The organism is Crocosphaera sp. Alani8, from assembly GCF_038442745.1.
GTDB lineage: Bacteria > Cyanobacteriota > Cyanobacteriia > Cyanobacteriales > Microcystaceae > Crocosphaera.
In genome coordinates this window covers 1-10,438 of the sequence record NZ_JARVCN010000102.1, presented here as the reverse complement: position 1 = coordinate 10,438, position 10,438 = coordinate 1, and the positions used below count along the sequence as shown (strand labels likewise).

The following is a 10,438-nucleotide window of genomic DNA, read 5'->3' as shown; positions in this document are numbered from 1 at the left end:
TTTGGCCTAAGTTTTCGCAGCGAGTGACCCCTGGCTTTTTGAGAAGATACAAAATAAGGCTATTTGTTTTAATATTCAATATTTTGATTGTTGACTTATAAGCCTCTCTATCTGAACTTTCCTCAAACTCAGATCAACAGGCTTTTAATAATCTGAAAATCTCGCTAAGTTATATTATGAGTAGTTAAATTGATAATAATCGTGCGAGACTTTCAATCCATTCAACAAACAACCTACGACCTAATCGTTATCGGTGGCGGAGTCAATGGGGCAGGAGTTGCACGGGATGCGGCTTTGCGTGGCTTAAAAACCATCCTTATCGAAAAGGGAGACTTTGCCGGTGGTACTTCGAGTTGGTCAACTCGTCTAATACACGGTGGTTTACGGTATTTGGAGTATTTTGAGGTTCCCTTAGTACGAGAATCTCTGCGAGAACGGGAAATTCTTTTACACACGGCACCCCATCTAGTCAGGCCTCTATTATTAACCATTCCTATCTATAAAGATCGATCTCGTCCCTACTGGAAAATTTGGGCCGGAATGTGTCTCTATGATGTCCTTAGCGCAGATAAAACTGTTCCTTCCCATCGAATGCTCTCAGAGGCAAAATTTAAACAACTTTTCCCTTCTATGGACCCCAATGGTTTAGTAGGTGGGGCGCAATATTATGATGGTCAAGTTACCTATGCAGAAAGACTCTGCCTAGAAAATATTATGGCTGCCGACCAAGCAGGGGCAACGGTGCTAAACTACGTCAAGGCTACAGAATTACACCGCGAAGGTAACAAAATAACCCATCTTACCTGTAAAGATGCCCTCACAGGGGAAGAATTTACCATCAAAGGCAAAGATAAATGTATGGTCATTAATACATCTGGCCCCTGGGTTGACTCCGTTTGTCAGTTAGGGACTAAAGATGGTGATAATGCACCCATAGGCAAAACTCAAAAAATTGGCGGTACCAAGGGGAGTCATATCGTGGTGGAACCTTTTGCCGGTGCGCCTGATACCAGTTTATATGTGGAAGCAAAATCCGATGGTCGTCCTTTCTTTATTGTGCCTTGGTTGGGAATGTATTTGATCGGTACCACAGATTATATTTTTGACGGGACTCCTGATCAACTCAAAGCGGATAACGACGAAATCGATTATTTACTCCAAGAAACTAACAACATTATCCCCAACGCCGGTTTATCCCGCCAAAACGTAAAATTTACCTATTCTGGAGTACGTCCTTTACCCAACGCAGAAGGTAAAAAAGCAGGAAGTATTACTCGCAGTCATATTCTTTTTGACCACAGCAAAGAAGGAGTTAATAATCTTATTTCCCTCATCGGTGGTAAGCTAACTACCTATCGTCAAGTGGGAGAAGAAATTGTTAATAAAGTTTATAAAAAATTAGGAAAGTCTGCCCCTCCTTGTCCCACACAAAACCAACCCTTACCCGGCGCTATTTTGCCCAATGACCCCCGTATTCAACAAACTACCTCAGACTATGATGGTAAAGTGCCTCCTAAGTCCATTGATCATCTCTTCAAGGTGTACGGTGCAAAAGCAGTGCATGTTCTCGCTTTAGTGGACTCAGAACCGAAGTTAGGGGAATTGATTACCCCCGATTTACCTGATATTAAAGCACAAGTTGTCTACGCAGTGCGTCAGGAGTATGCCCATACTTTAGTTGATATTACCCGTCGCCGTACTGCGATCGCTATGGAAAATCACTATGGGTTAAAAGTAATCCCCAATCTCATTGATATCCTAAAGACCTATTGTAGTTGGGATGATTATAAGTGTGCGACAGCTAAAGAAAACTATCTCAGTTACATGAAAAATAACTGTATTCCCGACTTTGATGAAGTTAATAGGGAAGTTGAACCCAGAAACTGGGATAGAGAAGAAGTTCCTCTATTTTAGGGAGTTATTCCCCGCACTGTTGAGGCGGGGATTTTTTTATCCAACTCAAATTGTTATCAGAATTCGGGTAAACTTTATACTTATTTAATAATTGCATCAAGGAAAATGTGTTACCTTATGAATCATATTGTTTGTACGTTTTCCCGAAAAAACGAAAATATTCCTAAGTTTCTTTGAGTTCTGTGGTTTTAAGGAGGTAGCAATGAAAATGGTAAGTTATGGCTAGTCCTTAGCGGTTTAGATTAGCTTAAATCCAGTTGTTTCCCGAAAAACCATAGGCTAACTACTTTTATTTGTGACTTCTAGCCCAACTTACATAGCCCCTCGAATTGTAAATTGAAAATGTTACTTATAATACCTAATTTCTTGTGTGATTCAGATATACTAAAAAAATATATTAATAACATCTTTTTTAAATCATCGACCAACATACAAGAATAAACTAATAGATTGGTAACTCCAACCGATGCTATTAGCAGTTTTTATACTTTTATTATGAAAACAAAATCAATGAATCGTATCCCTAGATTTGATTGGTCTGCTGACCAGAATCTTCAATCAGAGGTTGTTGTTAAAACAATCAATGCAGTAGAAGAAACAGAAGAAGCTTTACAACTTCTACAAGCTCGCAAAGTAGTTATTCTAGTCTTAGATAAATTAACCGTCGAAAAAGCGCAAAGGGTGGTAGATTGGATGGCGGGAGGAGCCTGTGCAATAGATGGGCAAACTTTTTGGATTAGCGAAAAAACATTTATGTTTGTGCCGAACCAAGTAGAGATAAAGTCTCAGCGATCAACTCCCATATCCCCTTCTCCATACTTGAAAGAACCATCGAAAGAGCTACCTAATTAGTCATATATTTTAACAGTAAAGTTCATCAAATAAGACAAAAGATTTGTGTTGTGAATAAACTATTAATCTTTTGCATCACTAATTTTCACAGCCTTAATACCAGCGTTGCTTAGGTTTTCCAACTTACTTATCAAAGCTTGTTTCTCCCCATTACTCTGAGTCAGAAGGGTGTTAACCTCCTTGAAACCTGGATTCATAATTTCGTATAAATCAGGCGCAATTCGTTTTATAGTACCCCCAAAAGTAAACCATGTTTTCCTAGCCGCAGAAAAAGGAACTTTTGCCTGGTAGTAATTATCGGATTCAACAAAAAATTAAGAGAATAAATTGTAGATCGAACTTGAAAAGGAGTAAGCAGTGCATTCCTCACTCTTTACCCCTTGTTCAGAAAAGGGGATAAAATTTTTTTTTGATCACAAATTGCCTATAATTGTAGCAACTCTTTAGGACCATGCGTTTAAATTTTTTAGTTTTGTTATGAATACTGGGTTACCCCATAAGACGACGATAAACAATCGCTTTGTAATTATTTGTCAACTTCGCCAAGGAAAGTTGGGAAGAACATATTTAGCCGAAGATCGTCATCATTTCAACAAGCGTTATATTCTCCAGGAATTTGCTTCTGATGTTCGTGACTTTTTGGCCCTAAAAAAAACAGAAGAGTTATTTCAGCGTAAAGCACAAATTCTTTATACTTTAGAAGATCCTCAAATTCCTCGTTTTTGGGAACTATTTTCTTGCCAACAAGAAGAAAAAACAACGCTTTTTTTAGTACAAGACTATGTGGAAGGATTAACATATCGTCAAAAATTACAACAACGATTAGAAACAGGAAATACCTTTACAGAAACAGAAATTAAACAATTTTTATTAGATATTTTACCCGTTCTTGATTACCTCCACGATAAAGGAATAATTCATCGGGATATTACCCCTGACAATATCTTATGTCGTCAAACAGATAACTTACCGGTCCTAATTGATTTTGGCAGTGTTAAACAATTGTCCATCATCGCTAATACCTATTGTAAACATCCCGAATTATTAACAACTAAAATTACACAAGTAGGTAAATCTGGATACGCACCTCAGGAACAGATTGAACAAGGAATCGTCACAGCCAATAGTGATTTATATGGATTAGCCGCTACTGCTTGCGTTTTATTAACGGGTAGAGAAAGACTACTGTTAGAAGACAGGGATAGCCTAAAGCAGATTTTTTCCTTAGAATTCTCCGTTAGTTCCCATCTAAGCCAAATTTTAACAAAAATGTTGGCTAGTAATCCTAGCGATCGCTATTCTTCAGCCCAAGAAGTCATCCAACTCCTCACTCAATCTCCCCTTTTATCCGTTACCCCTCCCACTGTCGCAGTGAAGTCTGCTATAATGCCTCAGACTTTTTCATCAAAAGTGACTATTTCCTCCAGGCAAAAAATAGAAGAGAATATGACAGCAAATAACAGCAAAGATAGTCCTATTACTGGCTGTTTAGGTAAGTTATTTTTACTTTTAATACTCATCTTAGGTTCAGGAACAATGGGCTGGTGGGCGGGAAAATTGTGGATGGCTCAGATACTTAATGCTCAAGAAAGCACCGAACCTAAACCTGTTTTCTTAGATGAATCATCAACAGCTAAAATTACTGATGAAGAATTACAACGTAAAACAGAAATAAGAAGTCGTCGCCGTCAACTAGGATTAGATCATAGCTGGTTTGTTGAGGTAGTTGATGAACTGTTCTGGGAGAAGTACCCTAATCAAAAAAACAAAATTCTGAGCAACGAAAAAGAGGACAAATCCTGGCGAAATAAATGGGATGAAACCGCAATTGAGATATTAGACAGCTTAGAGTCTTTAGGCTCACAGCCCCTAGAAGAAATTGGCAGTTATACGCAGAGTCAAAGGACTATTTGGAAGCAGCAAGCTAATAGCTTATATTTAAGCAGTCGTGCTTTATATGACTTAGCAGATGCACGTTTTCTGGCGACTTTTCCTGAGCAAAAAAATGACAGTTTCATCGATAAGCCTATTGGTCAAATCTGGAATGCGATGATTGCAGATACTATAGCGAAATTACGAGCAGGTGATAATTACGAAAAACTAGGAATTGAACTCAAGAGAAATGGCACAATTAAACGGCGTAAACAATTGGATTCAGGAGAAGGAGATGCTTATGTTGCTAACTTAAATGCCAATGAAAAAATAGCATTAGAATTGAAAGGTGATCGCCTTTTACGCTTATCAATTTATTCACCTACAGGGCAAAATAATATTTTAGAAGATTCTTCAACCCGTCGCTGGTCAGGAGAACTTATTGAAAGTGGTTATTATGAAGTCACTGTAGTTTCAAAAAGCAAGAAACCTGTCAATTATGAACTCAAAATTACTCTTATAGATTAAGGAATTAATTATATGGATAATGACCAAGATTTAGAAAAATTTAAAATAGGCATCTATCAGAATAAATATGAAAGTTCTGAACTAATAGAATTGGGACTATCCCTTTTAGAAAGCGGATATTTTCAGCAACGTTGGGATGTAGCTAAACTATTTCCCAAGTTAGGTGAAGAAATAATCGACCCTTTGTTAATAATTTTGGAAAATGAGACTTTTGAAATTGAATATCGTTGGTTTATTGCTCGTATTTTATCTAATTTTAACGATACAAGAATAATTATTACCTTCACGCAACTTTTACAAACTTCACAAGAAGAGGAAATACTAGATGTAGTAGCAGAAGGGTTGGGAAAAATGGGAATCTCTGCCATAAAAAGTTTAGAAACTTTACTACAACAAGACGACTATTCTAGATTATTAGCTGTTAAAGCATTAGCACAAATTCGTCATTCAGAAACTATCAAACCTTTACTAAAGGTTATCGACGATCCTAACCCAGAAATTCGTGCGATCACTTTAGAATGTTTGGGAAGTTTTCATCATCAACAACTTATTTTTATTTTAATCAATGCTTTAGATGATCCTGCGTCTTCTGTTCGTAAAGAAGCTGTTATTGCTTTAGGAATAAGGACAAAATTAGCCACAGAATATAATTTAGTTGACCATTTAAAACCCTTACTTTATGATCTAAACCTAGAAATATGTAAGCAAACTGTTCTAACTTTAGGTCGTATTAAAACGAATGAAGCTATAGAAGAATTATCTATAGTTTTGGAGAAACAAAACACTCCAATAGAACTTAAAAAAGAGATAATTAAAGCTTTAAGTTGGACAGAGTCACCTCAAGCACTAACCTACTTAAAGCAAGCACTATTTAGTGAAAATTTAGAAATTTGTGGAGTAATAATTGATGTATTAGGAATCCAAAAGAATGAAGCAGTTAGATATCAAGCTAGTCAAATATTGCGAGATTTCTTATTACATAATCATCCTATGAGCCAAGAAACAAAAATAAAGCAAAAAATGGCTACTGCATTGGGAGACTTAGGAGATGAAATAGCTATTAAATGCCTTAAAAAACTATCCACTGATTCTAATAAGTCAGTTCAGTTGCACGCAATTTCAGGCTTAAAAAAGAATGAATAATGATATTATTAATTAATAAAAGCAACAGGATAATAAATCCATTGTTTATCTTCTGAATTTAGTTTTCCTTGGATAATTTTTTTTTCCTTCAGGTCTTTCAAACAGTAATTAATCATGGAAATTGGGCGATTTAAACGATCGCTCAATTTTTTAGCCGTTATTCCTTCAGGATGAGTCAATATTAGTTCTAGAATTCTCTCTTTTGTAGTCAGTCCAGGGGTTGGAGAAATAATAGTAAATGACAAAATTTTATTTATCCATCTGTTCAAATAGGATACACTCTAAGACCTGTTAAAATCTAAGAATGTTCCGACGATTAACCTAATTGAGTTTGCTGGACTTTTTAATCCCGATAGGATCATTTTCCCACCAAGAATTAAGAGGGTAGTGAAGAACAGGGGCCCATAAACTGCTGAGGATAGCTGAGGACAAAACTAACTGTTGATACTCTTGCCATATATCTTGAAAAGACCTTATTCCTAGTAATATATACTGAGCAGAAGTGATGGTTTGGGCAATAATCGTCATCAAGAAAACCAGCAAAGCAACAGAAATAAAATCTTCGTGAATATATTTATGTTTTTGGAAACGTGCTGTTAAGACTCCCACCACTACTAAACCGAAAATATGAGAGGGATACGCCCCCGTCAACCCATCTTGAATCAAACCCATAACCAACCCTGCCATCGCTCCTTGAAAAACCGTTCTTTTGCTACTCCAAACCACTACCCAGATCAAAATCCAATTAGTACCAATACCTAATAATTCCATCCCTGGAAGACGAGTCAAAGATAATAATAAACATAAAGTAGCAGAACCACAGATAATGACTTTATTGCGAAATGAATATCGTCTCCAAAATCCCATAATACTTATAATTAATTATTTACTTTCATAAGGATGAATAACCGCCCATTCTAAATCATTAATAGGAACCGTCAATAATACCTTTGCTTCTGGGGCGGGGCCTTTTTGCAAATCCACAGATTGAATGCGTCCAATGGGTAAAGCATCAGGGAACAAACGACTTACAGGAGAAGTGCTAATGGTATCCCCTGGTTTAACATTAGGGACTTTCTCAAAAAAGCGCATCACAGCGATACGAGAACTACCCCCAATAATCACTCCCATTGTTCCTGTACGACTCACCCTAGCTCCAACACGACTAGTGGGATCACTAACCAATAAAACGCGACTGGTGTTGGGTGTAACATCCACTACACGACCGATTAAACCACCAATTCCTGTGACAACAAACCCTTCTCTAACCCCATCTTGACTACCTCGTCCCAGAACAATCTGTTTCCACCAATCATCAGCACTACGGGCAATAATAGGAGCTGCGATGGCCTCTTGTTCTTGGCCTTCAAAATAGCCTAATAATTTCTGTAATTGTGCATTTTTTCGTTCTAATTCGACAACACGCTGTTGCAGTTCCATAATACGCCCGTTGGTTAGTCGTTGTTCCAGAAGTTCAGGGGACTCTGATTGTAAGGGACGAGTCACCCAGTAATATAGTTCTAGAACGGGGGCCCCTTGGGTTTGACGCAAAAACCAGCCAATACCTAAAGCTACTGCTGCCCACACCAGTTTTGAGCCATATCGATCGTACCAACGACGTATTATCACCATGATCTGTTGATTGTTATTTTTTTATCCCATTCGAGAGCTTTGACTCATCACCCGATCTAAAACAGTGGGATTTTTCAGCACTTCACCGGTGCCTTTAACCACGCAGCGTAGGGGATCTTCGGCTATATGGGTGACAATTCCAGTTTCGTGGGAAAGTAAGGTGTCGATACCCCGTAGTAAGGCTCCACCACCAGCTAACATGATGCCGCGATCGATGATATCGGCGGCTAATTCGGGGGGAGTGCGCTCTAGAGTCCGTTTAATAGCATCCACAATCACAGCTAAGGGTTCAGCCATACTTTCCCTGATTTCTTCCCCTTTAATGGTGACGGTACGAGGCAAACCTGACATTAGATGTAGACCACGTACTTCCATTGTGGGTTCTTCTTCGTGGCGTGTTGGATAAGCAGAAGCTAGACGAATTTTAATTTCTTCAGCGGTACGTTCTCCGATCACCATGTTATGAATTTTCTTCATGTACTGGATAATGGACTCGGTTAACTCGTCTCCAGCAACCCTTACGGACTCGCTCAGAACCCTTCCCTGTAAACTGAGGACGGCAACTTCCGTGGTTCCTCCACCAATATCCACAATCATGTTTCCGGTAGCTTCTGTAACTGGTAAACCTGCCCCTAAAGCAGCCGCTACAGGTTCTTCGATTAATCCCACATCCCTTGCTCCGGCTTCTCTGGCTGCGTCGATAACCGCTCTTCTCTCTACTTCTGTGATACCGCTAGGAATGCCGATAACCATCCTTGGATTCCCCAGAGGACTACCTTCGTGGGCCCTTTGGATAAACTCTTTGAGCATAATCATGGCACTCAAAAAGTCTGCAATTACCCCATCTCGTAAGGGGCGCAACGCTACCACATTACCAGGAGTACGTCCAAGCATTTTCTTGGCTTCCTCTCCAACTGCTAGAGGAATTTTGCGATCTTGGTCGATGGCCACAACCGATGGCTCTTCGAGTACAATACCTTTACCTGATACATAGACTAGGGTGTTAGCAGTTCCTAAATCTATGCCCATATCCCGTGAGAGGGAGAAACGACTGAGAATACCCACTTTTTTTTATGCCCCTTGTTTATATAAAGACTATTATGATTTGATGATCCAGTGCGGATCGAACGAATTTTATTACGTTTCTTTGAGTAAGTCTAGCAATGTTGACTAATTTATACTAGAAAACCGCAGACAGATAATAGTATGTTATCGGTAATGTTAGGCTAGACTAAAGCAGGGTTTTCTTTGTTCCTACTATTTACACCGAAATTAATAGTGTTGACCGATAGCTCTAATGCTTAGCTGATGGTCGCTGTTTATTTGTTTCAGAATCCACTTCACATAGGTATTACTATTGGGACCTGGAAAATATCGATAACAATCATTGTAAGGATAAGTGCTTGGACTGTTCTCTATGATTTGAGCAAGTCGGTTTCCTAGGGTATCTGTCCAGTAAGTCTCGCACCAACTTGTGCCATTTCCTACCCCACTTTCGGCATTCATTAAATTCTTATGTAAGTGACCCCAACTATTTTGAGACATAGAAGGAGTTTGCCAGATTTCCCAGCGATCTTTTTTATTTTCCCTGATAACAACATACCAGTAGTGAACGGCGATAAAACCAATAATAGGTATTTTAGCGGCTCTTAATTCAACGACTGTTTCCATACTTTTTTTTGATTGAAAAATTACTGGAATCTTATTAATGTTATAATATTTGTGCCGATAAACAATAAATCTGAGCGTGAATTTATGAGCTTAAATGTTGTTAATTTAGTTGGTCGTGCTGGAAGAGATCCAGAGGTTAGATATTTTGAATCAGGAAGCGTCTTATGCACCCTGACATTAGCAGTTAATCGTCGTTCTCGTAATAGCGATGAACCCGATTGGTTCAACCTAAAATTTTGGGGAAAGACAGCAGAAATTGCCGCTAATTATGTCAAAAAAGGTAGTTTAATTGGTATTCAAGGTTCCTTGGAAATCGAAACTTGGACAGATCGCAACACTGGTACTAATCGTTCTAGTCCTGTTGTTCGAGTTGACAGACTAGATTTATTAGGTTCTAGACGAGATAATGATCCGGGTTTAGTTAGTGGTTACTCTGGAGGAAACGACGAGTTTTAAGGAATAATAGCTACTGCAAAGAATTTGATTATTTGCTAACAGGACAATTAGTATAAATATGAGCCTAGTTTAGATGCTTAATTTATACTATTTTTTGTATACGTTTACATTTGCATTTGAGCAGTTAATGAAGTAGGACAGTTGCTCAAATAATCTAACCATTTTACGGGACTGACGGGATTCGAACCCGCAACTTCCGCCGTGACAGGGCGGTGCTCTAACCAGTTGAACTACAGTCCCCTGTTTTTTGCGACAATTACTATTGTAACAAGTTAAAGTAAAATTTGTCAACTATCGCTCCAAAAAAATATTCTGGGAGGTTTTTCTAGAAGACAAAAACCTGTACAATACTAGACATACCTGTACATAA

Annotated in this window: 10 protein-coding genes and 1 tRNA gene; 5 read left to right on the top strand and 6 right to left on the bottom strand. The window is 38.4% G+C overall.

The window, feature by feature from the left end; all coding sequences use genetic code 11:
- Positions 1 to 201 precede the first annotated feature (201 nt).
- From glpD to P9B04_RS07465, 4 genes are all read left to right on the top strand, one after another.
- Positions 202 to 1,914: a glycerol-3-phosphate dehydrogenase gene (gene glpD / locus P9B04_RS07480; protein ID WP_342054368.1), complete on the top strand. Its 1,713-nt coding sequence runs from the start codon at positions 202 to 204 to the stop codon at positions 1,912 to 1,914.
- Positions 1,915 to 2,409: 495 nt separating this feature from the next.
- Positions 2,410 to 2,766: a cell division protein SepF gene (locus P9B04_RS07475; RefSeq protein ID WP_342054367.1), complete on the top strand. Its 357-nt coding sequence runs from the start codon at positions 2,410 to 2,412 to the stop codon at positions 2,764 to 2,766.
- Positions 2,767 to 3,243: 477 nt separating this feature from the next.
- Complete coding sequence (locus P9B04_RS07470; protein WP_342054366.1) at positions 3,244 to 5,166, top strand: serine/threonine-protein kinase; 1,923 nt, start codon at positions 3,244 to 3,246, stop codon at positions 5,164 to 5,166.
- 12 nt (positions 5,167 to 5,178) lie between these two features.
- Positions 5,179 to 6,309 carry a HEAT repeat domain-containing protein gene (locus P9B04_RS07465; protein WP_342054365.1) on the top strand — a complete coding sequence of 377 codons (1,131 nt, stop codon included), beginning with the start codon at positions 5,179 to 5,181 and terminating at the stop codon, positions 6,307 to 6,309.
- Between the two features lie 8 nt (positions 6,310 to 6,317).
- Here P9B04_RS07465 and P9B04_RS07460 read toward each other — a convergent pair whose 3' ends face one another.
- The 5 genes from P9B04_RS07460 to P9B04_RS07440 all read right to left on the bottom strand — a co-directional run bounded on the left by P9B04_RS07460 (position 6,318) and on the right by P9B04_RS07440 (position 9,612).
- Positions 6,318 to 6,554, bottom strand: a complete 237-nt coding sequence (locus tag P9B04_RS07460; RefSeq protein WP_342054364.1) for a MarR family transcriptional regulator — start codon at positions 6,552 to 6,554, stop codon at positions 6,318 to 6,320.
- A gap of 76 nt (positions 6,555 to 6,630) precedes the next feature.
- A complete protein-coding gene (mreD, locus tag P9B04_RS07455; RefSeq protein WP_342054363.1) occupies positions 6,631 to 7,176 on the bottom strand; it encodes a rod shape-determining protein MreD in 546 nt (181 codons plus the stop codon).
- Positions 7,177 to 7,191: 15 nt separating this feature from the next.
- Entirely contained in the window at positions 7,192 to 7,941 is a 750-nt protein-coding gene (mreC, locus tag P9B04_RS07450; protein WP_342054362.1) for a rod shape-determining protein MreC, read from the bottom strand.
- Positions 7,942 to 7,962: 21 nt separating this feature from the next.
- Positions 7,963 to 8,970 (bottom strand): rod shape-determining protein, encoded by a 1,008-nt coding sequence (locus P9B04_RS07445; RefSeq protein ID WP_342054369.1) that lies wholly within the window; start codon positions 8,968 to 8,970, stop codon positions 7,963 to 7,965.
- A 243-nt stretch (positions 8,971 to 9,213) separates the two neighbouring features.
- On the bottom strand, positions 9,214 to 9,612 hold the full coding sequence (locus P9B04_RS07440) for a DUF3750 domain-containing protein (RefSeq protein ID WP_342054361.1): 399 nt from the start codon (positions 9,610 to 9,612) through the stop codon (positions 9,214 to 9,216).
- A gap of 84 nt (positions 9,613 to 9,696) precedes the next feature.
- Here P9B04_RS07440 and P9B04_RS07435 point away from each other — a divergent pair, with 84 nt between their 5' ends.
- A complete protein-coding gene (locus P9B04_RS07435) occupies positions 9,697 to 10,068 on the top strand; it encodes a single-stranded DNA-binding protein (RefSeq protein ID WP_342054360.1) in 372 nt (123 codons plus the stop codon).
- Between the two features lie 166 nt (positions 10,069 to 10,234).
- On the opposite strand, the gene P9B04_RS07430 is transcribed toward P9B04_RS07435, so the two are convergent.
- Positions 10,235 to 10,308, bottom strand: a tRNA-Asp gene (locus tag P9B04_RS07430).
- Between the last annotated feature and the right edge of the window lie 130 nt (positions 10,309 to 10,438).